The organism is uncultured Reyranella sp. (assembly GCF_945957355.1).
GTDB lineage: Bacteria > Pseudomonadota > Alphaproteobacteria > Reyranellales > Reyranellaceae > Reyranella.
The window spans coordinates 77,065-102,007 of the sequence record NZ_CAMFKM010000012.1 but is presented as its reverse complement, the minus strand read 5'-3'; the positions used below and the strand labels follow the sequence as shown (position 1 = coordinate 102,007).

The following is a 24,943-nucleotide window of genomic DNA, read 5'->3' as shown; positions in this document are numbered from 1 at the left end:
TCAGCTCTCCCTGCGATCCGGCTCGCGCGATGGTTCGCGATGCGGCTGGCCGGCCGCCCGCGTATCGACCTTCGGCCGCTCGATGTCGAGCCCCCCGGCTTCAGGATCGCGGCGGAACACTTCCCGCACGAGGTATTGCGGCTTGCGGTTCACGGCCAGGAACATGCTGCCGAGATACTCTCCGATCATGCCGATCACGAGCAGCTGCACGCCCGCCAGCACCAGCACCGCGACCATCAGCGAGGCCCAGCCCTGCGGCGCCCGGTCGGAGATGATCGCCTCGACGATCGTGATGCCCGCGGCCACCGCCCCCAGCGCACCGAAGACCAGGCCGAGGATCGTCGCAATACGGAGCGGCATCACCGAGAAGTTCAGGAACATCGCCAACCACAGTCGCAACAAGCGGCGCAACGTGTAATTCGATCGCCCTTCGGCGCGTGGCAGGTGATTGACCTGCAGGCGGCTCACGTTCTGGGTGATCTGGAAGATCAGGCCATCGACATAGGGCGCCGGCCCCTCGTAACTCGACACGACCCGCTCGCGCAGGAAGCGCGAAACGCAGCGAAAGCTCGAGAGGTAGAGGCCGGGCGGCTTGTCGATCAGCTTGTCGGCGCACCAGTTGGTGAAGCGGCTGCCGAGATTGCGCCAGGCGGCGTGCTTCTTCTCCTCGTAGTAGGTGTAGACCGCATCGTACATGCCGTCGCGCGCATGCTCGAACAGACGGCGGACTTCCTCCGGCGGGTTCTGCAGGTCGTCGTCCATGGTGATCGTGTAGGCGCCGCGCGCCCTTGCAAAGCCCGCCATGACCGCATTGTGCTCGCCGAAATTGCGGCTGAGGCTCAGAACGGTCACCGGCGCCCCAGGCTCGGCCGCGAGCTGCTTGCAGACGTCGAGACTGTTGTCGGGACTGCCATCGACCACCAGGACGATCTCCAGCCCCCCCTGGATATCCAGGGCGCGCAGGGCCTTCACCAGTTCGCCGACGGTGGCTGCGCCGTTATATACGGGCACGACGACGGAGAGGGCCGGCCCCTCGGCTGAATTCTCAAGCATCACGCACCGCCACGATCATGAGGGAACCGCCGAACGGGAGGCTGAGCCCGGCACCGATGGCGGCGCGCTCGATGGCGAGCGCAGTGGAGAAGATGGCATCGAGCCAGCGTGGATAATCGCGCACATCACTCTCGGCGTCCCCGCGCTCGACCAGCCGGTGGATGAGCATCAGGGGAAACAGGAGCGTGTTCCAATAGCTCGCCCTAAGGATACGGAAGCCGGGCGCGGCGATCAGTGCGCGGGCCTCGCCGCGGGTGAAGCGGCGGGCATTATGGACGCGCCTGTCGTGCGCCGACAGCATCCAGGAATAGGCCGGCAGATTGAAAATCGCGATCGCGCCTGGCCCAAGGCAACGATGCGCCTCTTCCAAGGCACGCACGGGCTCCACGCTGGCGTGGCAGAGAACGTCGAGCGAAACGTAGGCACCGAGGGTTCCATCGCCAAGCGGCAATTCATTGACCGACCCAGACAGGATCGGGCGGCCGGCCTTGGCTTTCGCCATGCCCGCAGCCTTGGGGTCGTATTCGAGGCCAATAGTCGGTCGGCCGGCGACGGCCGGGCCAAGAACCCGCAGCATGCCGCCGGTGCCGCATCCTGCATCGAGGACCGGTCCGCCGGCTCGCGATCGCGACAGCGCCCGGGCGAGCTGGTCGGCGACCAGCTTCCGCAGGCCGCGATACCACCACATGCGGTCTTCGACCGCATGCATATGTTCGTATTCGGCCCGTTCCACGAAGCGGCCTCTCTCCCGGGGAGTCTCCCCTTCCCGTCCGCTTATGATATCTTCGCCCCGCCTTGCCAACCGTTCAGACCAAACCTCCGACGATCCCGCCACGTGTCGAGCAGCTCCTGCTGGTCCCGCTGTTCGCGCTGCCCATTCTCTGGCTGGCCGGTTATTTCTTCCCACCCATCAACCACGATGTCGCGGCCATCCTCGACGTGTCGACGCGCTGGATCGGCGGCGAGAAGCTCTATGTCGAGGTGCTGGACGAGAACCTGCCGCTGACCTTCGTCGTACATGGGCTGCCAGTGCTGACGGCGAAGATCCTGCCCGGCACGGTGGCATTCTGGTTCACGGCCTGGGTCGTCGCGGGCATTTTCGCCTCGTTCTGGGCCTGTCGGCGGCTCATCCATCTCGTTCCATCGGCCGACCATGCGCTCACTGAAGCGCTGCTGCCGCCGGTTCTGCTCTTCCTGTTCTCCGTGCTGCCCAACGAGCATTTCGGCCAGCGCGAGCACATCATGTTCGTGGCCAGCGCGCCCTACCTAATCGCCTCGATGGCGCGCGCCGAGGGGGTGACCCCGTCGCGCTTCGCCTCCATCGCCGTGGGCCTGGTGGCGGGCATCGCTCTGGCGATGAAGCCGCACTATCTCGCCATCCCGGCCGCGGTCGAGCTCTACCTGCTGTTCCGGCGCGGCGTGCGACCGACCTTCACCGACCCGATCCCCTGGGCGATCGGCCTCATGGCGGTAGCCCACCTGGCGATCATGTACCTGGTGTTCCCCGAGTTCGGACACTTCGTCCTGCCGCTCGCGGTCGAGGCCTATGCGCCGATCGGCGAGTCGGGCTGGCGCGAGGTGCTGACCAGCAACGTGCTGGGGCCCACCCTGCTCGCGCTGGCGATCTTCGGCCTGCTGGCTATCGTATTTACCAAGACCATCGCGGCGCGCGTCCTCGTAGTATTCGGCGTAGGAGCGGCCCTCTCGGCCATCGGCCAGGCCAAGGGCTGGCCCTATCACGTGCTGCCCGCACTTTCCGCCGCAATCCTGCTCGCCGCCCTCACCGTCTCCCAGACCGTCGACCGCTACTTGCCGATCAGTCGCAGCGCCCACCGCCTTCCGGTGGCGGTGATCTGCGCCACCTTCATGGTGTTGCTCTACTTCCAGGCCGCGCTCTACACGCCGCCCTTCTACAAGCAGCGCCAGTTCGAGGCATCCATCGGCGGCCGGCTGCAGCACATCATCGAGCAGAACGCACCGCACCGGACCGTCCTCGTCCTGTCACCGGGCATCTACCCGTTCTGGCCGATGATCAACTACATCGGTGGCCGCATGACCACGCGGTTCCTCACCATGTGGGTGCTGCAGGGAGTTTATGCGACCTGCGATGACTTCCCGGCCCTCTACAATCCGCCCGACACGATGGGCGACTCCGAAAAGTTCGTGTTCGACACGGTGAGCGAGGACTTCGCCCGCGAACATCCCGACCTGTTGATCGTCGACCGGATCGCCGGCGTGCCGCGCTGCCAGGGCAGGGAGTTCGATTATCTCGAATACTTCATGCAGAATCGGATTTTCGCCGACGCCTTCGAGAACTACGAACACCTGATGGATTTCGACCGCTACCGGATCTACCGCCGGAAGAAGCTGAAGAAATAATGTCGTCCAGAGCGAAGCGAAGGATCTGACGGAACGACCGAAGTACACCCTGGCTGGCGCGATATCCTTCGCTTCAGTCAGGATGACAGGAGGCTCAGGCCTTCCATGGCGGCGACAGCGCAGCGGCGCGTGCGGCCTCCGGTATCTTCTCCGGATCGGGCACCTTGAAGACGCCCGAGGCGACCAGCACGATCTCCTCGCCGCAGACGAGGTCGCAGCTTGCGAAGCAGAAATTGAGGGTGCGCCGTGCGATGCGCGCCTTGCCTTCCAGCCACTGCCCCAACCTGGCACCGCGCACGAACTCACTGGTCAGCGAGATCGTCGGATGCGGCCAGAACAAGCCGGTCGAGAAACCCGAGCCCACGCCCATCACCATGTCGGCGACTGTGACGAGCAGGCCGCCGTGAGCCCAGCCCATCGGGTTGCCGTGCCGCTTCTCCAGCGGCAGGCCGATCCTGAGACCGTCCTCTTCCGCCTTGAACCAGAGAGGTCCCACGAGCCCGACGAAGTCGTCGGTGACATTGAGCTTGCGGAAACCTTCCGGAGTCGAAGCCGTCATGAATTGAGCCCATCCCGGGAGGCGACGAGCCGGTCGAGCATGGTGCGCACCACGGGATCGAACGGCGTGGCGCGGTGCGTCTTCTCGTTCAGCGAGACCATGATCACCTTCTGCACGGCGGTGCAGTTTCCCTCACCGTCGAACAGTCCCTGGCCGACGATGCACTTGCGCTCGTGCGCCTCGATCAGGCGGCAGCAGGCCACGGCTGTGCCGGGATAGAACATCTGTCGCTTGAAGTCGGCCTCGATGCGGCCGACGACCATCCGGAAGCGCGGTAGCCCCGTGCGAACGATCTGACGAAGGTACGCGACGCGCACATTCTCCAGCAGTTCGAGAAAGGCTCCGTTGTTGATGTGCCCGTTGGCGTCGACGTCCGCGAAGCGCAGGTTTTCGGTGGTCGAGAAGCCGTAGATGCCGCGGTCGGCGAGATCGAACGCCATGAAGACTAGAGCTCCGAAAATTCCAGGGTGAGATGCGCGGCTTCCGACGGCGGGACGACCAGCCGCCCGGAATCGGGCTTCGTGAACTTGACGCCGTTCTTCTTCAGCAGGGCCTCGCAGGCCGCGAGGTTCTCGACGCGAATCGTGAGCAGTGCGGGATGATCGTCCCTGCGCACCGGCGTGATGCCGGGATAGCGGACGGCATAATCCTTGGGCGTCATGTAGCGGATCGGCTGGGTACCGGTGTCGACCACGAGCCCTTCGCCCTCCCGCTTGACGGAGTCCGGGCCGAAATACTTCTCCAACTCGGGGATCCACTTGGCCGGCTGTTCGGCGATCACGGTTACACCCAGGATGCCGCGCGCACCGTTGGGATGAGCGGCCCATTCCGGCCGGTAGACGAATTCCGGCGTCTGGTGCTCGCAGACGAAGAAGCCGACCACCGGCATGTTGTCCTTCGGAATACGCACCGTGCGAAACCTGGCGAGTTCCGTCTTTCCCGCCACCTCGACCGCACGGTCGAAGAAGAGCGGGGCATCGGGATTGAGACCGGCCGCCTTGAAGGCTTCGTAGGCAACGTCGGCGCCGTCGGTCGCCAGCGCCACGTTGGCGAGCCCGCCACCAGCCTTCAACCACTCGCGCCGCGCGGCATTGAACTCGGTATCCTCGACGATGCCCAGGATCTCGAAGTAGTCGGTATCGAAGATCATCAGGTGGTTGGCCGTGCCGAGCTTCTTGTGAAACCCGCGCGGCTGGACCTGAAAGCCGAGCTTCCTGTAGGCCACCTCGGCCGCGTCGATGCCATCGACCATGACCACCACATGGTCGAGCCCCTTCACCGCACGCTTCATACCGGCCTCCTGCGCACCATGTTGACGCCCTTGGAGGTCATGACCAGCTCGCCGTTCTGATTGACCGCCGTCCAATGCTCGTGGATCACGCCCAGCGTCGGCCGGCTTTTGGACGGGACCTTGTCCGCGCACTCGACCCAGGCCGTGAGCGTGTCGCCCGGCCGCACCGGCTTCAGCCAGCGCAGCTCGTCGATACCAGGAGAGCCCAGCGCCGTGCGCTTGTCGACGTAATTGTCGACGAAGAGCCGCATCAGCTTGGCGGCGACGTGCCAACCGGACGCACAAAGCCCCCCGAAAAGAGAGGATTTTGCGGCTTCGGCATCGACGTGAAAGCTCTGCGGATCGAACTTCTCGGCGAACTCGACGATTTCCTCGGCCGTGAAGCTGGTCGAGCCGAGAGGGTATTTCCTGCCGACTTCGTAGTCTTCCCAGTAGCGGGGCTCTGCAGATTGCATATTTTGGTCTTCGCAGAGCATGGGCAATCACGCAAGCATGTCCTCCGGCGCGCGCTATGGTACCGTGCTGTCCGGAACGAACGCGCAATGACAGATTTGAATCTCGTCCGACGGCTCACCACGATCCTCGCCCTCGACGTGGTGGCATTCAGCGCCATGTCGGCTCGCGATGAGGAACGTGCCCTGGCCCTGCTGGCCACCCGCCTCGATTCGGCCGGCATGCTCGTGCGCCAGCATCGCGGGCGTGTCTTCAAGATGACCGGCGACGGGCTGCTGGCGGAGTTCGCGAGCCCGGTCGAGGCCGTCCGCGCCGCCCTCGAAATCCAGGAGGCCATGCGCTCGGCCAATGCCAGCGCGCAGGCCGACGACCAACTCATCCTGAGGATCGGCGTCAACCTGGGAGATGTCGTGGAGAGCGGCGACGATCTGATGGGAGACGCCGTCAACGTGGCAGTACGCCTGGAGTCGATCTCCGCACCCGGTGGCATCTGCATCTCATCGTCCGTCTACGACCAGATCCTCGGCAAGCTGATGCTGGGCGCCGAGGATATCGGCGAGCAGCACGTCAAGAACATCCCCCGTCCCATCCATGCCTATCGACTGACAGTCGACGGCCGGCGAGCGGGCACCACCGCCCACCCTGCGCAGGCCGTGGCTCGGTCGATGCCGCGCACGCGCCTGTTCCTGGTCGGCGGGGTTGTGGCGATTCTGATCCTGGGTGCGCTCGCCGGAACCTTCTATCTGCGCAATCCTTCGGCACCGCCGTCGCTGCAGACGGCTGAACCCACCTCTGCCCTGCCGGTTGCGACCCCGCCAGTACCGGAAACCGTCGCCACCCAGACCGTCCCCCGCGCGACGACGCCGGAAGCGCCTTCCACACCGGCTGTTCCTCCGGCTACCCCAAGCTCCTCTACCGAACTTCGTCGCTTCGTCCCCAAGGAGGTCCCCTTCGTTCCTGACTTCCACTGGCGCGCGCTGCAGAACTACGCCGATGCGCCTGGCGCCAAGGCCTTTGCGCTGAACGTACGCGGCATCTTCGCGATGGCGACCGACCGCATCGACGAGGCGGCCGCGCGCCGGGCCGCCCTGGAAGACTGCAACAGGAAGGTCGAGAGAGACGTGCCGATCGTGCGCGCCTACGACCGCTGCTCGCTCTACGCCGTCGAGAACGACGTGGTCTGGTCGTTCCGGTCCCCGCCCATGCCGCCTCCGCCCTATGTGCCCGCGACGAAGCCGTCGCCGCCGATCGCCCTTGATCCCGCGACGGCGCCGCTGCTCAGTGCCGCCGCCCGCGAGCGGTTGACCGCCCGCTACCTCACCAACAGGCACAGCCGTGCGCTGGTTCTGGGGCACAATCGGTTCGACTGGTGGACACCGAGCGAGAACGACGCCGATGCGATCCGCCGCAACCTGCAGATCTGCGGCCACCTGACGGGCCGGCCCTGCGTCGTCTATGCGGTCAACAACGAGGTCCTGGTACGCACGCCGCAGACGATGCGCGTCACCGACATCTTCACCCCACAGGAGATGAGCGGCCTGGATGACGCCCAGACCAAGGCCCTGGACCAATATCTGATCGCCGATGGCTGGCGTGCCGTCGCGCTGGCCGCCAATGGCCGCGTTGGCATTGCGACCAACCGATCGAGCGAGCAGGACGCCACCTCGACGGCGCTGCAGGCTTGCCGCGATGCCGGCGGCTCCGAATGCGCCATCACCGCCATTGGACCGTTCATGGTGGCGCCACAGTAGGTTACCTCGGTGAAGAGCACCTCATTGACGGCCATCCTGACCGCAGGTTCCAGAGCGTCGAGCGCATACGCAGATGGGCCGGCCGCCGGTCTCCAGCCTCATGACGCGCCATCGACATCACTCCTCTTCCCGAAGGTAAAGAAGCTGAGCGCGGCCAGCACCCAGACACCAATGGCGCCATAGAGCATCACGTCTCCGAAGCCGCCTGCGAGTGCGGTCGAACCGATCACCGACGACGCTCCCAACGCGGACCGATCGAGGGCGGAGACATTTCCGGCGGCAATTTGTTCAGCGGCATGCCGAAGCTGCACCGCGTCGAATGACCCCGATGCTGCACTCAGGCGATTCTGAACGCCATGGAGCAAGACGAAGCCCATCAGCGCGATGTTGATGGCGAGCGAGATCATCCGGGCACTCATATCGATGCCGGAGGCCATACCGGCCCTGTCGCTCGATACAGATCCGGTCGTGGTGTTTGTGACCGGCGTGTTGGTCGCCCCGAGGCCGACTCCGGCCAGCATTGCGCCGACCAACGTCGTCGCCAGGGCCAGCGAACCACCGCCAGCGCCAACTTTCATGATGAAGAAACCAAGACCGATCACGAACAGTCCCGCCGGGATGACGGTGCCAGCGCCAAGGCGCAGCGAAAGGCGCTCGGCGAAGGGCGGGACGACCAGCGTCGGCAGAGTATAGACGAGAAGTGCGAGGCCTGCGGTCAGTCCATCGAGCCCGAGCCCTGCCTGAAACCAGATCGGCAGATAGATCATGAACGGCCAGAAGCTGAAGTTCATGCCCATGGAGCCGAACAGTGCTCCGGAAAAAGGCCTGAGCCGGAACACTGAGAAATCGAACATCGGGTGTGGCGCAATCTGCTCGACGGCGATGAAGGCGATGAGGCTGAGGGCGGCGATGGCGACGATCACCAATGCGCTCGGGCTAGTGAAGCCGAGTTCGCTACCCTGGGTGATGACGTAGGCGACGCAAAAGACGGCCAGCGACAAGGTCACGATGCCGGCGAGATCGAGGCGCCGGGCCTCGGGGTCTTTCGATTCCCGAACACCAAGTAGAGCCAGAATGACAGTCAGAACCGCAACAAGGGCGTGGATCAGGAACACCCAAGCCCAACCCATGAGTGCTGCAATCCCACTGCCGATCACCGGACCGAAGCCGAGCCCTACGCCAAATACGATGCCCCACCATCCGAACGCCCGGGCTCGGTCCCTCGCTTCACCGAACTGGTTTGAAAGGACTGCGACTTGGCAGATCAGCATGGCGCCGCCACTCGCCCCCTGGAGCGCCCGACCGAAGATAAGGACCGACATGTCAGGCGCGAGGCCGCACAGTAGCGAGGTTGCCCCGAAGGCGATGATGGTCACGACGAACAAACGCTTGCGGCCGTATCGGTCGGCCAGAGTACCGGCCGCCATCAGGACCGTTGCAACGGCGATGGTGTAGGCGTTCATCGTCCATTGGAGCTTTTCGAAATCGGCGTGGAGAACGTTCTCCAGTGTCGGAAGGATCGCCGGTACGCTGGATATTTCCAGTCCGAACATCAGCGACGAGAGGCAGGCAGCGGCCAAGGCAACGTTGCCTTGACGTGACGAAGCAAGCGACATGATCAGGCCTTTCAGTGCCGAGATCACTCGGCGTCCCGCGCGAGGCCGTTTCCCCGCACGCTGAGGGGCTGGGGTTGGCACGGCAGTCTTGCGAGCGACTGTTGTTGATGGACCTGATCGTAGGCCGACCTTGACGATAAAGTAATGATGTGGCTGAGTATTACAGAGACAACAAATCTGGATGATCAAAGTGGCATCCCTCGATGTCGAATCGGTCCAGGCTTTCGTGACCATCGCCGACCTTCGGAGTTTCACGCGAGCGGCGGAGGCCCTCGGCACTACGCAAGGGGCGATCAGCGTCAAGCTGCGGCGACTGGAAGAACGGATCGGCCAACGGTTGATCGAGCGTACGCCGCGCCGCGTCCGCCTCTCCGCTCACGGCGCCGTTTTTCTCGACCGGGCACGCGATTTTCTGGCTGCGCACGAAGCCGCGCTGTTCGCGCTCGCTTCCGCCACCCCGCGCCGCTTCGGGCTTGGAATCGCAGCGCACGTGGCAGGTTCCGAACTACCGACCCTTCTGGCGCAACTCAACGCGCATGATCCAGGTCTGCGCATCGAGGTGCGCCTCGAAAACTCGCGCACGCTGCTCGACGCTTTCGATCGCGGAGAACTCGACGCCTGTATCATTCGTCGCGAAGACGACCGGCGCGATGGCGAGGTTCTTGGGCCAGAACATTTCGGATGGTTCGCCACGCCGAATTTCGAACATCGGCAGGGCGAGCCTCTGCGGCTGGCCGCACTGTCCCAATCCTGTGGCGTCCGCGATGTCGCGACTCGATCCCTCGACGAGGCGGGCATCGCCTGGACGGAGGTATTTCTCGGTGGCGGCTCCTCGGCGGTGGCTGCAGCGGTCTCCGCCGGGCTCGCCATGGCCATCTTTTCCTGTCGCCTTGCTCCGCCCGGCACCGTCGAAGTCGGCGAACGCTTCAGGTTGCCGCGCCTGCCGTCTTCAGAGATCGTGCTGCACTCCACACTCACCGATTTCAAGTCGCGGGCCGCGCTGCGCACGCTGGCTGCGGCCTTTCGGGAGCACCGCGCGATGGCCGGTTAGCGGGCGCTGGATAAACGCCCGAGGGAAGCGCACCGGGGGCTTGACCGGCGCGGGTTCCCGCCCCTATCTTGCGCGTGCGAGTAAGTCGCAACAGCGGGAAGAAGCGGCCGTCAGGGCATGTATATCTGCATCTGCAAAGCCATACGCGAGCGCGAAGTCGATGCCGCCGTCCGGGCGGGGGCCCGGCGTCCCGCCGACGTCTTCCGGGCCTGCGGCAAGAGCCCCCAATGTGGAACCTGCGCCTGCGACATGCGCGATCGCATTGCCCACGCGATCGCTCATGAGCGCTCGGTTCAACCGACGCTTCTCGCCGCCGACTGATCCGGGTCCCCGAGCCTTTAGCTCGGGCCCTTCCCTTCGCCCATCTGGCTCTGCAGGTAGTTCTGCACGCCCACCTTCTCGATCAGGCCGATCTCTGTTTCCAGGAAGTCGATATGCTCCTCGGCATCCTCGAGGATGCTGACGGCGATCTCACGGCTGACATAGTCCTTGGCCGCCTCGCAGGCCGTCACCGCCTCGACCAGCGCGGTGCGCGCGGCGTTCTCGAGCTTGAGGTCCGCGTCGAGCGCCTCCGGCACGTTCTCGCCGATCGCGAGCCGCCCCAGGTCCTGCAGGTTCGGCAGGCCGTCGAGCATGAGGATGCGCTCGATGAGCTTGTCAGCGTGTTTCATCTCGCCGATCGACTCCTCGTAGATCTTCTTGCCGAGACGATCGAAGCCCCAATGCTTCATCATGCGAGCGTGCAGGAAATACTGATTGATCGCCGTCAGCTCGTTCTTCAGGAGCTTGTTGAGTTCGGCGATGATCTGCGGGTTGCCCTTCATGACGAACCTCCTCTGTGAATGAGCCGGTTCTCACAAATACTCACCGATTCCAGGCACGCAACTCCTGAGTGGGCGACTGAGAAACGTTCGCTGAAAAAATCGTGGGCATCGCCCTCAAGGCGGGCGAGCGAGCCCCCTTTCCCGAGATCGCGCGCTCCGCACAAAGCGGTGGCTCGGCGTGATCCCACACGACGAATCGGGGCTTTGCCGTTTTACAGGAAAAAACGTAGCGCCATCGCGACGCGCAACGTCATAAGGTGAGGTGCGTTCATACCGGACGCCGCCCGCCCGGGACGATCCGGGCCAGCCAGCTTGAGGACTCGCGTTATGTCGAACTTCACCCTTCCGAAACTGCCCTATGCCGATGACGCGCTCGCGCCGGTCGTTTCGGCCAACACCATCTCCTTCCATTACGGCAAGCATCACAAAGCCTATGTCGACAAGCTGAACGAACTCGTTCCCGGCACGGCGTACGAGGGCCTGTCGCTCGAGGAGATCGTGAAGAAGTCCGCGAAGGACGAGAAGGGCAAGGCGATCTTCAACAACGCCGGCCAGATCTGGAATCACACCTTCTACTGGAACAGCATGGCGCCGAAGGGCGGCGAGCCGACCGGCAAGATCAAGTCGGCGCTGGATGACAGCTTTGGCGGTCTCGACGCCTTCAAGGCGGCCTTCAAGGCCGCGGCCGTCGGTCAGTTCGGCAGCGGCTGGGCGTGGCTCGTCAAGGGCGCCGACGGCAAGCTCAAGATCGAGACGACCGCCAACGCCGACACCCCGATCGCCCACGGCGGCACTCCCCTCCTCGTCGCCGACGTGTGGGAGCACGCCTACTACCTCGACTTCCAGAACCGCCGGCCGGATCACATCCAGGCCTGGCTCGACAAGCTCGCCAACTGGTCGTTCGCCGAGAAAAACCTGGGATAAGGAGAGCAATAGATGCTGGGCACCATTCTTCTGATCGTCCTGATCCTCATCCTGATCGGGGCGTTGCCGACTTGGCCGCACAGCAGCGGCTGGGGATACTACCCGAGCGGCGGTATCGGACTGGTGCTCATCATCGTCATCATCCTGCTGCTGATGGGACGAATTTAGCCGGCCCACGCCGCAGAAAAGGGGCGCCTTCGGGCGCCCCTTCTATGTCGTGCAGACGCTATCTGACATTCACCGGCGCCCGGCGGTCCCACAGGTCGGCCCGCCACCATAGGGCGATCACCAGTGTAAAGACGATGCCCAACAGACTGTAGAGAGATCCCGTCGTGGTGAAGCCGGTCCATTCCACCAGCGGTCCCGACATCAGCAGCCCGAGCGGCATCCCATACACCGCGAGCATGCGCACCCCCATGACGCAGCCACGCAACGCGGGATTGGTGACCCGGAGCAGGATCACCGACATCGGGATCATACAGAAGCTCTGGAAGAAGCCAGCGACGAACAGGACGATCTCGCCCATTAGAGGTGTCGTGAGCCAGGAGAAGACGAGATTGCAGGACAGCCAGAGGACCGCGCAGACGATCATGGTGCGCGCCGGCCGGATATGGGCACCGTACATCGACACCAGAATTGAACCCGCGAGTGCGCCGCCGGCGAAGCTGGCGATGAGCCAGCCAAGCCCCGTCTGCTCCATGCCGTAAACATCCTTGGCCACATAGGCGAGCAGCGAGCCGGTCAGCGGATAGGCCGCGAAGTTCACGAGGAAGGCCAGCATCATCACCGCGCGTACCACAGGCGTCGACCAGACATAGGCAAACCCCTGTCGCAGGGCGCCCAGTGCCGTCGGCCTGGCCTCGGCTTCGCCCAGGATGCGCAGGCGACGGATGCCGACGCCCAAGGTCAGCGCGAGGCACACCGCGTAGACGCCGCAGACCGCCACGTAGGCCAGCCCCGACCCTAGGGCCGCGACCAGGGTTGCCCCCGACAGCGCACCGACGATGCGGGCGGAATCAGCCGTCGTCCGCGACACGCCCATGGCGCGCATCAGGTAGTCGGCCGGCATGGTCTCACCGACCAGCAGGTTGCGAAGCGTGATATCCGAAGGGCGCACGAGCCCCATAATCGAAGCCAGGATGAACACCGGGACCGGTGTCGCGAGGCCGGTCAGGAACAGGCCCGTCAGGCAAGCCGCCAGGACGAGGTAGGCGGCCCGCATGAGAAGAAGGACGTTGCGATTGCCGATCCGGTCGCCCGCCATGCCGAACAGGGGCGAGATCAGCGTACCGAGGAACTGCAGCGAGCCGAACACCGCCAGCGCCAGAACCGAGCCGGTCGACACCAGCACGAACCAGCCGAGGATAACGCCTTCCATCTCGAACGCCCAGGAGGCGAGGAGATCGGCCGGCCACTGGAAGCGGAAGCTCCGAATCCTGAAGGGCGCCAGGGCGGGCGCACGCGCGATGAGGCTCAATTCTTGTTCGTTCCCTCCCCCCCTGCGCCTTTCATCGGAGTGCTTCAGGGCCACCTAAAACCTGCGCCTTCACGCCACGGACTGCAATAATCCCCTCGGAATGGCGCATACGCACTAATTGCTGGGCTTGGCCTTATAAATCCCTAATTCTAGTGGCTCTATTATGCATTCGACCTGTGAATTTGAGTCGCTTCGTATTGCGTTGGAGACCGGCTCAGAGCATTGTGACGATGGATGCCGTCAAGCGGTATAAGGCTGGAACCGCGTGCGGGTTATGTCTTGGAGAAGTCCGCAATGGGCGGTGCTGTGAAGCGTACGAAATTTCATCTGATTCTGATCAAGCCAACTCACTACGATGACGACGGCTACCCGATCACCTGGCTTCGGTCACACATTCCGTCTAACACCCTCGCCGCGCTGTATGGGCTGGGCGAGGATTGCCGCCGGCGCGAGGTGCTGGGTCCTGACGTCGATATCGTCATACACCCGATCGACGAGACCAATACCCGAGTCCGCCCCGACCGCCTCATGGCCCAGGTCGAACGCAGCGGCGGCAAGGGGCTGGTGTGCCTGGTGGGTGTCCAGACCAACCAGTATCCGCACGCGGTCGATCTTGCCCGCAAGTTTCTGAAGGGCCGTTTCCCTGTGGCCATCGGCGGCTTCCACGTGTCCGGCTGCCTTTCGATGCTGCCGGTGGTACCGCCCGAGATCCAGGAAGCCATGGACATGGGCGTGTCGATCTTCGCCGGCGAGGCCGAGGAAGGCCGCTTCGACCTCGTGCTGCGCGACGCGATGAACGGCACGATGAAGCCGCTCTACAACTACATGGACGATCTGCCGGGCCTCGAGGGTGCGCCGACCCCGCACCTGCCACCGTCGGCGCTGGCGCGCAATGAAGGCGGCATGTCGAGCTTCGACCTTGGCCGCGGCTGCCCATTCCAGTGCTCGTTCTGCACCATCATCAACGTGCAGGGCCGCAAGAGCCGCTTCCGCACCGCCGACGATCTCGAAGCCATCATCCGCGAGAACTACAAGCAGGGCATCACGTCGTTCTTCATCACCGACGACAACATGGCCCGCAACAAGCACTGGGAGGCTTTCTTCGACCGGCTCATCGAGCTCAAGGAGAACGAGGGAATCCAGCTGTCCCTGATCATCCAGGTCGACACGCAGTGCCATCGCATCCCGAACTTCATCAACAAGGCGCGCTGGGCCGGCGTCTATCGCGTCTTCATCGGCCTCGAGAACGTCAACCCGGACAATCTGCTGGCCGCCAAGAAGCGCCAGAACAAGATCACCGAGTACCGCAAGATGCTGCAGGCGTGGCACACCAGCGGCGCCTCGACCTGGGCCGGCTACATCCTGGGCTTCCCCGGGGACACGCGCGAATCGATCCTGCGCGACATGGAGATCATCAAGAAGGAACTGCCGCTCGACATCCTCGAGCTCTTCATGCTGACGCCGCTTCCCGGCTCCGAAGATCACCAGACTCTGTGGAAGCAGGGCGTCTGGATGGACCCCGACCTCAACAAGTACGACGTCCATCATCGCTGCGTGCATCATCCCAAGATGAGCGACGCGGAATTCGAGCAGGTCTATCGCGAGGCCTGGAAGTCGTACTACACGCCCGAGCATATCGAGACGGTGGCGCGCCGCCACGGAGCGATTCCCGGCCGCGATCCGGCCGAGCCCGCGCGCTTCATGACCATGTTCAAGATCATGTTCGAGGCCGAAGGCGTGCATCCGCTGGAAGGCGGCGCCGTGCGCATGAAATACCGCCTCGACCGCCGCTACGGCATGCCGATCGAGCCAATCGGCGTGTTCCACTACAAGGTGGCCAAGAACTTCTGGCACAAGCTCAAGATCTACACGCGCCTCACGCTGCAGGGCATCGCCATCGGCCGGAAGGTCAAGAACGATCCCCGGCGGCTGGAATACACCGACCTCGCGCTCCAGCCGGTGATGGACGACGACATGGACAAGCTGTCGCTGTTCGCTGACACGGCGGGCGGCGGTGCGGCCGTCAACAAGCGGCGCGGCGAGGACCTCGCCCGCGCCAAGGTCGCGGCGCAGCAGAACCAGCAGCGCCTCGCCGCCGCCGAGTAGCGACGTCCGGAGCCTGGCGGCGCGTCCCTCGGGCGGGCCGCCAGTCCCTTTCTATCCTAGTGAACGACCGGCGGGGTCACTTCGCCGAGCCCGTCGGCTTCCGTTGCCGAGATCGTGGTGCGCACCATCGAGCGTTCGCGCGTGTAGTCCCAGGGGCGACCGCGATGGAGCATGGCGCGGTTGTCCCACATCACCGCGTCACCCTGGCGCCATTTGTGGCTGTAGACGAATTCCGGCCGCGTCGCCTCGTCCAGGAGCTGTGACAGGAGCTGGCGCGCGTCGCGATCGTCCATGCCGTCGATCGCATAGGCGTGGCTGGCGACATAGAGAGCGCGGCGGTCGTTGGCCGGGTTGCGCCAGTTGAGCCGCCAGCGCACCGGCGGCAGCGCCTTTCGCTCCTCGGCATTGGCGAGGTCGGGATGGATCTGGTCTCGGCTGTTGGCATAGGAGTGGGTCGCCACGGCCGTCTTGAGCTTCTCCTGCAGGTCGGCCGGCAGCCGTTCCCAGGCGAGCCGCGTCGAGGTGTATTCGGTCTCGCCCCCGGCGTCCGGCAGCACGCGTGCCGTCAGCACCGAGGCGAGCGCCGGTGTCTTCTTGAAGGATGAATCCGTGTGCCAGAGCGCGTTGGCCTTGGCGACCAGCACCTGGCGGTGGTCGTGCGGCACGATCTCGCCCTGCTGGCCCACGTTGGTCAGACGCGAATAGAAGCTGTTGGCGCCGAGCGACGCGACCTTGGTGAGTTCCAGCGGCCCGAAGGCGCGGCTGTAGGCGACCTGGATGTCGTCGGCGATCTGCTGGTCGCGGAACACAAGGAGTGAATGGGTTTCGAAGGCGGCGCGAACTTCCTTGTAGGCCTGGGCGTCCGTCGCGACATCCAGCAGCGAGACGCCCTTCACCTCGACGCCGAAGCCATCGGCCAGCGGGACCAGTTCCATCGCGTTCCTCCTCGCGGTTTCTTTTGTGACCGGGATTTTATCGCACCGGCACGGCGGGCGGCTATAGTACGATTCCTGCACCCGAGGCATTGCTGTATCCCGTATGGCCGTCCAGTCCCCGCCCGCTCCCCGCCTCGCCTTCGTTTGTGCCAGCACGCCCGCGGCCCGCAAGGCCAAGGCCCGCCTCGAAGAGATCTATGGCGCGTCGACCTCCGCCGAGGCCGACATCATCGTCGCGCTGGGCGGCGACGGGCTGATGCTGCAGACGCTCCATCGCAACATGCGGCGGCTCAAGCCGATCTACGGCATGAACCTCGGCACGGTCGGCTTCCTGCTCAACACATACAGGGAAACCAACCTGTTGAAGCGCCTCAAGAAGGCCCGCCAGGTGACGCTGACACCGCTGCGCATGCTGGCCACCAATACGCGCGGCAAGGTCTCCGAAGTCCTCGCCATCAACGAGGTGTCGCTGCTGCGCTCGAGCCGTCAGACGGCGCGCATCGAGGTCGCGGTCGATGGCCAGAAGCGGCTGCCCGAGCTGCATTGCGACGGCGTCCTGGTGGCGACGCCCGCCGGTTCCACCGCCTACAATCTCTCGGCTCACGGTCCGATCTTGCCGCTGGGCGCCGGCCTGCTGGCGCTGACGCCGATCAACGCCTTCCGGCCCCGGCGCTGGCGCGGGGCACTGCTCTCGCGCACCTCCAAGGTAGAATTCACGATCCTCGATCCGAAGAAGCGGCCGGTCGCGGCGGCAGCCGACTCGGTGGAGATCGCAAACGTCGCCCATGTCGAGGTCACCGAGGCCAGCGACACGACGCTTACCCTGCTGTTCGACCCCGAGCACGATCTCGAGGAACGCATCCTCAAGGAGCAGTTCGCGCCTTGAGCGCCGAGGACATTCCCTTCAAGCCCGAGAAGAAGAGGATCATCGGCCACGAGGGCTGGCAGCCTCTCGCGCTGGCGCTCGTCATCGGCACGGTCGGCGGCTTCGTCTTCGACTGGCTGCGCATGCCGCTCGCATGGATGCTGGGCGCCTGCGTCTTCTCCACCGTCGCCGCCTTCCTCGGGCTGCGGGTCGGCATGCGGGTGCGGCTGCGGCAGGGCATGATCATCATCCTCGGCGTCCTGCTGGGCTCGGGCTTCACCCCCGAACTGTTGCAGCGGCTGGGCGAATGGGCGGTGAGCCTGTGCGTCCTCACCGGCATGACCATGACCGGCGCCACCCTCTGCTATGCCTGGCTGCGCCGCGTCACCGACTGGGACAAGGTCACCTGCTACTTCGCCGCCATGCCGGGCGGCCTGAACGACATGACCATCATGGGCGGCGCCATGGGCGGCGAGGAGCGCTCGATCGCCCTTGCCCATGCGCTGCGCATCCTGACGGTCGTGCTCACCATCCCGGTCTGGTACCGGCTGGTGAACGGCGCGCAGACCAGCGTGCTCACCATGGTTCACGGTCCCACGGGCAACGACTGGAAGGATTATGCCGTCCTCATCGCCTGCGGCGTGATCGGCGCGGTCGCGGGCCGCCTGCTCCGCCTGCCGGCGAGCTTCATGATGGGGCCGATGATCGTGAGCGCCCTCGCCCATCTCGGCGGCCTCACCAACTCCCAGCCGCCCGGATTCCTGGTCGCGGCCGCCCAGGTCGTGGTCGGCACCGGCATCGGCTGCCGCTTCGTCGGCGCCAACTTCGACAGGCTGCACAAGGAGATGGCGGCCTCGGTCGGCGCCGCCTTCATCCTGATCGCCTGCGCCGTCGGCTTCGCCGAGATCACCCACGCCCTGACCGGCCTCAACCTCGACGCCACGGTCCTGAGCTACGCTCCCGGCGGCTTCGCCGAAATGAGCCTGATCGGCCTCGCCCTCGGCATCGAGATCGCGATGGTGGCGACCCACCATCTGTTCCGGCTGTTCCTGATCATCATCACCGGACCGATCGTCTTCCGGACGATCCTGAGACGCGCGCGCCGCTGATTCTCGCGGCACTCAGGCACCACTTGGCCAAATATCCGAATTTTCAGTTCGTTTATTTCGTTTGTTTCGTTTACAGACCTCGATTCCCTTTGAAATCAAGGCGCTCTAGGCCCGTATCGTGATGCCGCCGTCGACCACCAGCAGGTGGCCGTTCACATAGGCCGACTGGTCCGACGCCAGGAACAGCGCCGCGTTCGCCGTGTCCCAGCCCGTGCCCATCTTGCCGGTCGGCGAGGCGTGGTCGCGGATGGCGATCATCTTCTCGTAGGCCTGGTTATGGTCCTTCTCGTTCCTGGCATACTGTTCGGCCAGGAAATCGATCATCGGCGTGTGCATCAGGCCGGGCAGGATCGCGTTGCAGCGGATGCCCTTCTCCGCATATTGCGAGGCGATCGCCATGGTGAGCGAGTTCACCGCGCCCTTGCTGGCATTGTAGGCAAGGTAGGAAATCCCCTTTGGGCTGCGGATCGAGGCGATCGAGCTCACGTTGACGATCGCGCCCTTGCCCTGCTTCTCCATGATCGGCAGCACGTGCTTGGCGGTGAGGAAGAAGCTCTTCACGTTGACGTCGAATACGCGATGCCACTCGTCCTCGCTGAGCTCGACCGGCCCGCCCTGCGAGCCGATGCCGACATTGTTGTCGAGGATGTCGACCCGGTCCCACTTCGCCATGCAGGCATCGACCATGGCCTTCACGTCGGCGTTGCTCGAAGCATTGGCCTCGTGGGCGACCGCAAAGCCCGGACCGACCTCCTTTTCGATCAGACCCACCGTCTCGTCGGCGGCGGCACGCTTCACGTCGACGCAGAACACCCTGGCGCCCTCGCGCGCGAAGGTGATCGCCGTGCACTTGCCGTTGCCCCAGCCCGGCCCGCTCGAGCCCGCCCCGACGACGATTGCCACTCTGTCCTTTAGCTTGCCCGACATGACGCTTCTCTCCCGTGCGTTACTTCCTTTTCTTCTTCCGCAAATGATGGGTGAGAGCCAGCGCAATGCAATGACGCAGTTCTCTGGCCGGAACGCGCGCCTTGGGTTCGAACAGAATGGCGCGCTCGCCCCCGTAGCTGAAGGTCTCGGGATAGAGGTCGCGGAACTGACCGACCAGCCCGCTCTGGCAGTGGAAGTAGATCGCGTAGCCGCCACTATCACCTTTCAGCTGGTCGATGTGCACGGTGGTACCGCTGCCGGTCTCCTCGGTGAGATAGCTGGGCTGGCCCCATTTCAGTGTCTCTGTCAGCACGCCGACGCCGTCGGTCGTGGCCGCCACGTCGAAGATGGTCTCGCGCAGCGCCAGCAATCGGTCGCGCACGTCGGGCGCATAAGCCTTGAAGGCCGCCGCCACCCTGGGATCGCAAAACCGTTTCATGGACCAAGCCTAACACGAAGCCAAAGGAGCAGGTCTGGCGGAACCGGCGCCCGCGTGGGAGGCTGCCTTCAAACAAGAATGAATTGGAGGAGCGTCCATGCGTCGTCGTGCGTTCACCGCCTCGGCCTTTGCCACCGCGCTCGCGTCGCCTGCGATCGCTCAGGCTTCCTGGCCAGCCAAGCCACTCCGCCTCGTTATCCCCTATCCGCCCGGCGGGCCGTCGGACGTTTCCAGCCGCATCGTCATGGAGCGCGCGGCCCAGCTCCTGGGCCAGAGCGTACTGTTCGACAACAAGGCCGGCGCCTCGGGCATGATCGGGGCGGAGTTCGTCAAGAACCAGCCGGTCGACCACCACACCTTCCTCACCACGACGACGGCGATGGTCTGCATCACGCGCCACCTGCAGCCGATCCCCTTCGACCCCGACCGCGACATCATCCCGGTCTCGCGCATGTCGACCTCGTGGGGCGCGTTCGCGGTCCATCCGTCGGTGCCGGCCAACACGGTCGCGGAGTTCGTGGCCTATGCGAAGGCCAATCCGGGCAAGCTGAACTACGGGTCGGCCGGCCTCGCCACGATCACCCACCTGTTCGGCGAGATGCTCTGCCTCGAAGCCGGAATTAAGATGACCCATGTCCCCTATCGCGGCAGCGCGCCCGCGACCAATGCCTTGCTGGCCGGCGAGATCCAGGCGCAGTTCGACCAGACCACCCTGCCGCACATCAAGACAGGCAAGCTGCGGGCGCTTGCGATGCTGGCAGAGGTGCGGCATCCGGATTTCCCGGACGTCCCGACCCTGCGGGAGACCGGTTACGGCAAGGAGGGCGGCGATTCCTGGTTCGGCATCCTCGCCCCGGCCGGCACCTCGCCCGAGGCGATCGCGCGCCTCGACAAGGCGATTGCCGAAGCCCTGCGCGCGCCCGACATCATGGCCAAGGTCCACAATGGCGGCATGCGCGTGACCTATCTCAACCCGGTCGACTTCAGGAAGCAGATCGGCGCCGAAAGCGCGATGTTCGGGACGATCATCAAGAAGGGCGATATCAAGCTGCCGTGAGGATGAAGGACTTCACGGTTTGCGGGGGGCGCGAGGCTGCGCGGACCAGACGCCCGGCCAGAGGAGCGACAGCAACAGGATCGCCAGCAGACCGCCTCCGGCCGCCACGAAGGCGAAGCGGTAGCCGGCGAGGAAGCCGGCTATATTCATGAAGCCCTGCGCGCCGTGTGCCTGCAGCGCCGTCAGCACCGAGGCGCCGGCCACGATGCCGATAGTCCGGGTGAGCAGCGACAGGCTGCCCGCGACGCCCCGGTCGCGCGCTGGCAGGGTCGCCGTGACGATGTCGGTGTAAGCGACCGTCAGCAGGCCCTGCCCCACGCCCTCGAGGACCAGCAGCGCCGCCACGACGAGAACCGGCGTATCGATGCCGGTGAAGCCCAGCGGCAGCAGGCCGAGGCCGACGCAGGCAATGCCAGCAAACACGGTCGGCCGCTGGCCGATGCGGTTCACCAGGACAGCCGAGAGCGGCGCTCCGGTCAGGCTGCCGCCATAGGCCATCGCCAGCACGATGCCGACGCCCAGCGGCGTCAGCTTCAGCACGTTTACGAGGTAATAGGGCGTCAGCAGCAGGATGGCGAAGCCCGCGAGGTTTGCGAGCGCATTCAGCACATTGGGGATCGCGAAGCGCGGATCGGCGAAGAGGGACGGCCGGATGATCGGCTCCGGAACCCGGCTGGCGCGACGGACATAGGCCAGGATCAGCACCAGCGCGACAATCGCCATCGCAAGCGCCCACAGGCCCGGGATCTCCTTGCGCTGGGAGAAGGTGAGCGCCAGCAGCAGCGTGCTCATGCAGGCCGCCAGCAGGACCGCGCCCGGCGCATCGAACGGCCGCGAATCCGGCTTCGGCGACGGCAGCAGGCCCGATAGAGCGAGCGTCGCGAGGGCGAGCGGCACGCGCACCCAATAGACCGCGGGCCAGCCCCACAGTTCGACCAGAACGCCGCCGAGGAACGGACCGACGGCGGCCGCAATGGCCATGGAACTGGCGAAGCCCGCCAGCGCCTTGGTGCGGTCGCTCTCGGGAAACAGAGAGGTGGCCAGTGCGGGCGTGCAGGAGAGCGCCAGCGCCGTGCCGACGCCCTGGACTCCGCGCGCCCACAGGAAGAGCGGCCAGTCCGGTGCAGCCGCGCAGGCCGCGCAGCCGATCGCCGAGATCGCGAGACCGATGCGGAAGATCAGCCGGTGCCCGAACAGGTCGCCCAGCTTGCCGCAGACCAGCATCAGCGAGCCGTAAACCAGGACGTAGCAGATCACGAGCCACTGCACGTCACCCAAGGCGACCTTGAAATGGCTCGTGATCGCCGGCAGCGCCACGTTGACGGCAATGTCGAGCGGCGCAAGCGACGCGCCCAGCCCGACGATCGCGAGGCCGAAGGCTGGCCTCATGCCCGCAGCCGGCTCAGAGGTGCTTCTTCAGGAATTCGAGCATCCTCTCCCATGCCGCGTTGGCCGACTTCACGTCGTAGGCCTCGCTGCGTTCGTTGGAGAAGGCATGCGCGGCGTCGTAGCGGAAGATTTCCGGGCTCTGGCCGGCGCCCTTCATCGTCTTCTCGAGCGCATCGACGGCGGCCGGTGTGCACCAGTCGTCCTTGTTGGCGAAGTGACCCTGCAGCGGCACCTTGATCTTGGCCGGGTCGGCGAGCTGTCCCGGTGGGATGCCGTAGAACGGCACGCCGCAGGAGATGCCGCCCACGCGAGCACACGCCGCGATGGTCAGCGCGCCGCCCATGCAGAAGCCCATCACGCCGACCTTGCCGCCGAGACCGGCCAGATGCCCCACCGCACCGGCGATGTCCTGGTCGGAGGCGCCGACAAAATCGAGGCCGCTCATCATGTGATTGGCTTCGTCCGGCTTCTGCGTCACGCGGCCCTTGTAGAGGTCGGGCGCCAGCGCGTTGTAGCCTTGGCGCGCAAACCGGTCGGCGACGCCGCAGATCTGGTCGTTGAGCCCCCACCATTCCTGGATCACGACGATCCCCGGCCTGCCCTTCCCCGCCTCGGCCAGATAGCCCTTGCAGGTCGATCCGTCGGGACGCTTGAAGTCGATCAGGTTGCCCATGTGTATGTTCTCCTTGGATCCTGTGTCGCCAAAAGATGCGTCGCTTCGCTCAGCATGACAACATTCCTCATTGCGTGATTATTTCATGTTCCTCTCCCCCTCGAGGGAGAGGCTAGGTGAAGGGGCGCTTGCCAAGAGAGCTTGCTCGATCTCCGCCCATTTACCTTCCCGATTCTCGACGACTTGTTTTGCCCAGAACCGCAATACACGCCATCCGTCCCGTTCCATCGCCAGCGTGCGTCGACTATCGGCGTCAATTTGGAAAGCATGATGATCGCCGTCAATTTCGATAACGATCTTGAGCGATATGCAGGCGAAGTCGGCAAAGTACGGACCGATGGGATGCTGCCGCCTGAACTTGAACCCATGCAGGCGACGCCCTCGAAGAAGCTCCCAGCAGATTCGCTCCGCGCGGCTGCCGTCGCGACGTAATTCTCGGGCCCGCACAGTCGCGTCGTCCTGCATTCGCCCTCACCTAACCTCTCCCCCAAGGGGGAGAGGAACATGATTCTGAAGAGTTAGAGCAGCTTGCGCAGCTCCGTCTTCAGGATCTTGCCGTAGTTGTTCTTCGGCAGCGCCTCGATGAACTTGTAGTCCTTGGGGCGCTTGAAGCGGGCGATGTTGTCGAGGCAGAGCCGGTCGAGCTCCGCGGGCGAGAGCGTCTCGCCCGCGCGCGCGACGACGAAGGCCACGACCTCCTCGCCCCATTCCGGGTGCGGGCGGCCGACCACCGAGCATTCGGCGACGCCGGCATGGAGGTTCAGCACGTCCTCGATCTCGCGTGGATAGATGTTGGAGCCGCCGGAGATGATCATGTCCTTGGACCGATCCTTGAGCGTCAGCAGCCCCTCCTCGTCGAAGGCGCCGACATCGCCGGTCCACAGCCAACCATCGCGCAGCGAGCGCGCCGTGGCCTCCGTATCGTTCCAGTAGCCCGCCATGACGGGATCGCCCTTGCAGATGATCTCGCCGACCTCGCCCACGGGCAGCGGGCGCCCCGCCTCGTCGACCACCCTCACCTCCATGCAGGTGTCGGCGCGGCCGGCCGAGGCCAGGCGCTGCTCCCAGCGCGGATGGGTGCGATCCCAATGATAGTCGCGGCCGAGATGGGTGATGGTCATGGGGCTCTCGCCCTGGCCGTAGAGCTGCGCCAGCTTGTTGCCGAGAATGTCCAGCGCGCGCTTGAGATCGGAGACATACATCGGCGCGCCGCCATAGGTGATGAGCCGCAGCGCATCGGGCTTCAGGTCCGACACGCTGCCATGCTCGATCAGCCGCTTCACCATGGTGGGCGCGAGGAAGATCGAGCATTCGGGCCAGCGGTTCATCAGCTCGACCGTCTCGGGCACCTCGTACTTGCCGCTCTCGGGGAAGACCTGCACCGAGCCGCGCGCCAGCATCGGGAAGTTCCACAGGCCCGAGCCGTGGCTGATCGGCGCGGCATGCACGATCGAGCCGCCGGGCGGCGGGCGGTCGACATCGGCATAGTAGTTGAGCGTCATCGCCAGCAGGTTGCGATGCGTGAGCATGGCGCCCTTGGGCCGGCCGGTCGTGCCGGACGTGTAGAACAGCCACGCCAGATCCGTGGGCTCGGCGTCGGCGATCGGGCTCGGATCGCCCACCGCCATGAAGCTGTAGGAGCGCGTCGTGACGTCGACGATCTCCTTGAGCTCAGGCGCCTCCTTCGCGGCCTCGGCGATGGTGTCGGCGAGGTCGGGCGTCACGAAGCAGAGCCTGGCGCCGGAATTCTCCAGGATGAACGCAAATTCCCTGGCATGCAGCTTGGCGTTCATCGGCACGGCGCAGAGGCCCGCATGCCAGATCGCGTACATGACTTCGATCGATTCGACACCGTTGGCCATGGCGAAAGCCACGCGGTCACCGCGCGCGAGCCCGAAGCGGCCGGTGAGATGCGTGCTCATTACCGAGACCTTGCGCCACAGCTCGCGATAGCTGAGGTGCGGCGATGTCCCACGGGCCAGCGCGGGCAGATCACGGAACTCCTGCGCGGAGCCCAGCAGCAGATGGGCGATGTTCATGCGTCGTTTCCTCGCGCGTCGACTAT

26 protein-coding genes are annotated in these 24,943 nt (G+C 65.0%); 10 read left to right on the top strand and 16 right to left on the bottom strand.

Annotated features, from left to right (window positions below; all coding sequences use genetic code 11):
- On the bottom strand, nt 1–1,053 hold the full coding sequence (locus tag Q0Q48_RS19525; protein WP_295141248.1) for a glycosyltransferase family 2 protein: 1,053 nt from the start codon (nt 1,051–1,053) through the stop codon (nt 1–3).
- Nucleotides 1,046–1,786 (bottom strand): bifunctional 2-polyprenyl-6-hydroxyphenol methylase/3-demethylubiquinol 3-O-methyltransferase UbiG, encoded by a 741-nt coding sequence (locus Q0Q48_RS19520; protein ID WP_295141245.1) that lies wholly within the window; start codon nt 1,784–1,786, stop codon nt 1,046–1,048. Before Q0Q48_RS19520 ends, Q0Q48_RS19525 begins: the two co-directional genes overlap by 8 nt.
- A 62-nt stretch (nt 1,787–1,848) precedes the next feature.
- Here Q0Q48_RS19520 and Q0Q48_RS19515 point away from each other — a divergent pair, with 62 nt between their 5' ends.
- Nucleotides 1,849–3,432 carry a hypothetical protein gene (locus Q0Q48_RS19515; protein ID WP_295141243.1) on the top strand — a complete coding sequence of 528 codons (1,584 nt, stop codon included), beginning with the start codon at nt 1,849–1,851 and terminating at the stop codon, nt 3,430–3,432.
- Between the two features lie 94 nt (nt 3,433–3,526).
- Here Q0Q48_RS19515 and Q0Q48_RS19510 read toward each other — a convergent pair whose 3' ends face one another.
- From Q0Q48_RS19510 to Q0Q48_RS19495, 4 genes are read right to left on the bottom strand one after another with little or no spacing between them, the layout of a single operon-like run.
- Nucleotides 3,527–3,991, bottom strand: a complete 465-nt coding sequence (locus tag Q0Q48_RS19510) for a PaaI family thioesterase (RefSeq protein ID WP_295141241.1) — start codon at nt 3,989–3,991, stop codon at nt 3,527–3,529.
- The gene (locus Q0Q48_RS19505) at nt 3,988–4,431 is read right to left on the bottom strand and encodes an acyl-CoA thioesterase (protein ID WP_295141238.1); all 444 of its coding nucleotides are present in this window, start codon (nt 4,429–4,431) and stop codon (nt 3,988–3,990) included. Before Q0Q48_RS19505 ends, Q0Q48_RS19510 begins: the two co-directional genes overlap by 4 nt.
- Nucleotides 4,432–4,436: 5 nt before the next feature.
- The gene (locus tag Q0Q48_RS19500; protein ID WP_295141235.1) at nt 4,437–5,282 is read right to left on the bottom strand and encodes a VOC family protein; all 846 of its coding nucleotides are present in this window, start codon (nt 5,280–5,282) and stop codon (nt 4,437–4,439) included.
- Entirely contained in the window at nt 5,279–5,737 is a 459-nt protein-coding gene (locus Q0Q48_RS19495; RefSeq protein WP_295141233.1) for a MaoC family dehydratase, read from the bottom strand. The genes Q0Q48_RS19500 and Q0Q48_RS19495 overlap by 4 nt, the downstream gene beginning before the upstream one ends.
- Nucleotides 5,738–5,824: 87 nt before the next feature.
- On the opposite strand from Q0Q48_RS19495, the gene Q0Q48_RS19490 reads away from it, so the two are divergent.
- The gene (locus Q0Q48_RS19490; protein WP_295141231.1) at nt 5,825–7,486 is read left to right on the top strand and encodes an adenylate/guanylate cyclase domain-containing protein; all 1,662 of its coding nucleotides are present in this window, start codon (nt 5,825–5,827) and stop codon (nt 7,484–7,486) included.
- A gap of 98 nt (nt 7,487–7,584) precedes the next feature.
- Here Q0Q48_RS19490 and Q0Q48_RS19485 read toward each other — a convergent pair whose 3' ends face one another.
- Complete coding sequence (locus Q0Q48_RS19485) at nt 7,585–9,102, bottom strand: MFS transporter (protein ID WP_295141489.1); 1,518 nt, start codon at nt 9,100–9,102, stop codon at nt 7,585–7,587.
- Between the two features lie 181 nt (nt 9,103–9,283).
- Between Q0Q48_RS19485 and Q0Q48_RS19480 the strand changes: the two genes are divergently transcribed.
- Complete coding sequence (locus Q0Q48_RS19480) at nt 9,284–10,153, top strand: LysR family transcriptional regulator (RefSeq protein WP_295141229.1); 870 nt, start codon at nt 9,284–9,286, stop codon at nt 10,151–10,153.
- 117 nt (nt 10,154–10,270) lie between these two features.
- A complete protein-coding gene (locus Q0Q48_RS28705; RefSeq protein ID WP_296320909.1) occupies nt 10,271–10,474 on the top strand; it encodes a (2Fe-2S)-binding protein in 204 nt (67 codons plus the stop codon).
- A gap of 17 nt (nt 10,475–10,491) precedes the next feature.
- Here the strand turns inward: Q0Q48_RS28705 and bfr are convergent, their stop codons facing one another.
- Nucleotides 10,492–10,977 carry a bacterioferritin gene (bfr, locus tag Q0Q48_RS19475; RefSeq protein WP_295141227.1) on the bottom strand — a complete coding sequence of 162 codons (486 nt, stop codon included), beginning with the start codon at nt 10,975–10,977 and terminating at the stop codon, nt 10,492–10,494.
- Between the two features lie 327 nt (nt 10,978–11,304).
- Between bfr and Q0Q48_RS19470 the strand changes: the two genes are divergently transcribed.
- Together Q0Q48_RS19470 and Q0Q48_RS19465 are read left to right on the top strand one after the other, a co-directional pair.
- A complete protein-coding gene (locus tag Q0Q48_RS19470; protein ID WP_295141225.1) occupies nt 11,305–11,901 on the top strand; it encodes a superoxide dismutase in 597 nt (198 codons plus the stop codon).
- 12 nt (nt 11,902–11,913) lie between these two features.
- Entirely contained in the window at nt 11,914–12,069 is a 156-nt protein-coding gene (locus tag Q0Q48_RS19465; protein ID WP_230552445.1) for a DUF3309 family protein, read from the top strand.
- Nucleotides 12,070–12,127: 58 nt separating this feature from the next.
- On the opposite strand, the gene Q0Q48_RS19460 is transcribed toward Q0Q48_RS19465, so the two are convergent.
- Complete coding sequence (locus Q0Q48_RS19460; protein WP_295141216.1) at nt 12,128–13,378, bottom strand: MFS transporter; 1,251 nt, start codon at nt 13,376–13,378, stop codon at nt 12,128–12,130.
- 294 nt (nt 13,379–13,672) lie between these two features.
- Here Q0Q48_RS19460 and Q0Q48_RS19455 point away from each other — a divergent pair, with 294 nt between their 5' ends.
- Nucleotides 13,673–15,484, top strand: coding sequence for a radical SAM protein (locus tag Q0Q48_RS19455; protein ID WP_295141214.1), 1,812 nt, complete (start codon nt 13,673–13,675; stop codon nt 15,482–15,484).
- A 56-nt stretch (nt 15,485–15,540) separates the two neighbouring features.
- Here the strand turns inward: Q0Q48_RS19455 and Q0Q48_RS19450 are convergent, their stop codons facing one another.
- Nucleotides 15,541–16,419: a TauD/TfdA family dioxygenase gene (locus tag Q0Q48_RS19450; RefSeq protein WP_295141212.1), complete on the bottom strand. Its 879-nt coding sequence runs from the start codon at nt 16,417–16,419 to the stop codon at nt 15,541–15,543.
- 103 nt (nt 16,420–16,522) lie between these two features.
- Between Q0Q48_RS19450 and Q0Q48_RS19445 the strand changes: the two genes are divergently transcribed.
- Both Q0Q48_RS19445 and Q0Q48_RS19440 read left to right on the top strand, forming a co-directional pair.
- Nucleotides 16,523–17,305 (top strand): NAD kinase, encoded by a 783-nt coding sequence (locus tag Q0Q48_RS19445; RefSeq protein WP_295141209.1) that lies wholly within the window; start codon nt 16,523–16,525, stop codon nt 17,303–17,305.
- Nucleotides 17,302–18,393: an AbrB family transcriptional regulator gene (locus Q0Q48_RS19440; RefSeq protein ID WP_295141206.1), complete on the top strand. Its 1,092-nt coding sequence runs from the start codon at nt 17,302–17,304 to the stop codon at nt 18,391–18,393. The genes Q0Q48_RS19445 and Q0Q48_RS19440 overlap by 4 nt, the downstream gene beginning before the upstream one ends.
- 105 nt (nt 18,394–18,498) lie before the next feature.
- Here the strand turns inward: Q0Q48_RS19440 and Q0Q48_RS19435 are convergent, their stop codons facing one another.
- Together Q0Q48_RS19435 and Q0Q48_RS19430 are read right to left on the bottom strand one after the other, a co-directional pair.
- On the bottom strand, nt 18,499–19,320 hold the full coding sequence (locus Q0Q48_RS19435) for an SDR family NAD(P)-dependent oxidoreductase (protein ID WP_295141203.1): 822 nt from the start codon (nt 19,318–19,320) through the stop codon (nt 18,499–18,501).
- Between the two features lie 19 nt (nt 19,321–19,339).
- Nucleotides 19,340–19,759, bottom strand: a complete 420-nt coding sequence (locus Q0Q48_RS19430) for a DUF1801 domain-containing protein (RefSeq protein WP_295141200.1) — start codon at nt 19,757–19,759, stop codon at nt 19,340–19,342.
- 97 nt (nt 19,760–19,856) lie between these two features.
- Here Q0Q48_RS19430 and Q0Q48_RS19425 point away from each other — a divergent pair, with 97 nt between their 5' ends.
- Entirely contained in the window at nt 19,857–20,816 is a 960-nt protein-coding gene (locus Q0Q48_RS19425; protein ID WP_295141199.1) for a tripartite tricarboxylate transporter substrate binding protein, read from the top strand.
- A 12-nt stretch (nt 20,817–20,828) separates the two neighbouring features.
- Here the strand turns inward: Q0Q48_RS19425 and Q0Q48_RS19420 are convergent, their stop codons facing one another.
- The 4 genes from Q0Q48_RS19420 to Q0Q48_RS19405 form a co-directional block, all read right to left on the bottom strand.
- The gene (locus Q0Q48_RS19420; protein ID WP_295141197.1) at nt 20,829–22,205 is read right to left on the bottom strand and encodes an MFS transporter; all 1,377 of its coding nucleotides are present in this window, start codon (nt 22,203–22,205) and stop codon (nt 20,829–20,831) included.
- A 13-nt stretch (nt 22,206–22,218) separates the two neighbouring features.
- On the bottom strand, nt 22,219–22,878 hold the full coding sequence (locus Q0Q48_RS19415) for a dienelactone hydrolase family protein (protein WP_295141195.1): 660 nt from the start codon (nt 22,876–22,878) through the stop codon (nt 22,219–22,221).
- 78 nt (nt 22,879–22,956) lie between these two features.
- A complete protein-coding gene (locus tag Q0Q48_RS19410; protein WP_295141192.1) occupies nt 22,957–23,343 on the bottom strand; it encodes a DUF559 domain-containing protein in 387 nt (128 codons plus the stop codon).
- Nucleotides 23,344–23,396: 53 nt separating this feature from the next.
- Nucleotides 23,397–24,917: an AMP-binding protein gene (locus tag Q0Q48_RS19405; protein WP_295141189.1), complete on the bottom strand. Its 1,521-nt coding sequence runs from the start codon at nt 24,915–24,917 to the stop codon at nt 23,397–23,399.
- Nucleotides 24,918–24,943: the final 26 nt, after the last annotated feature.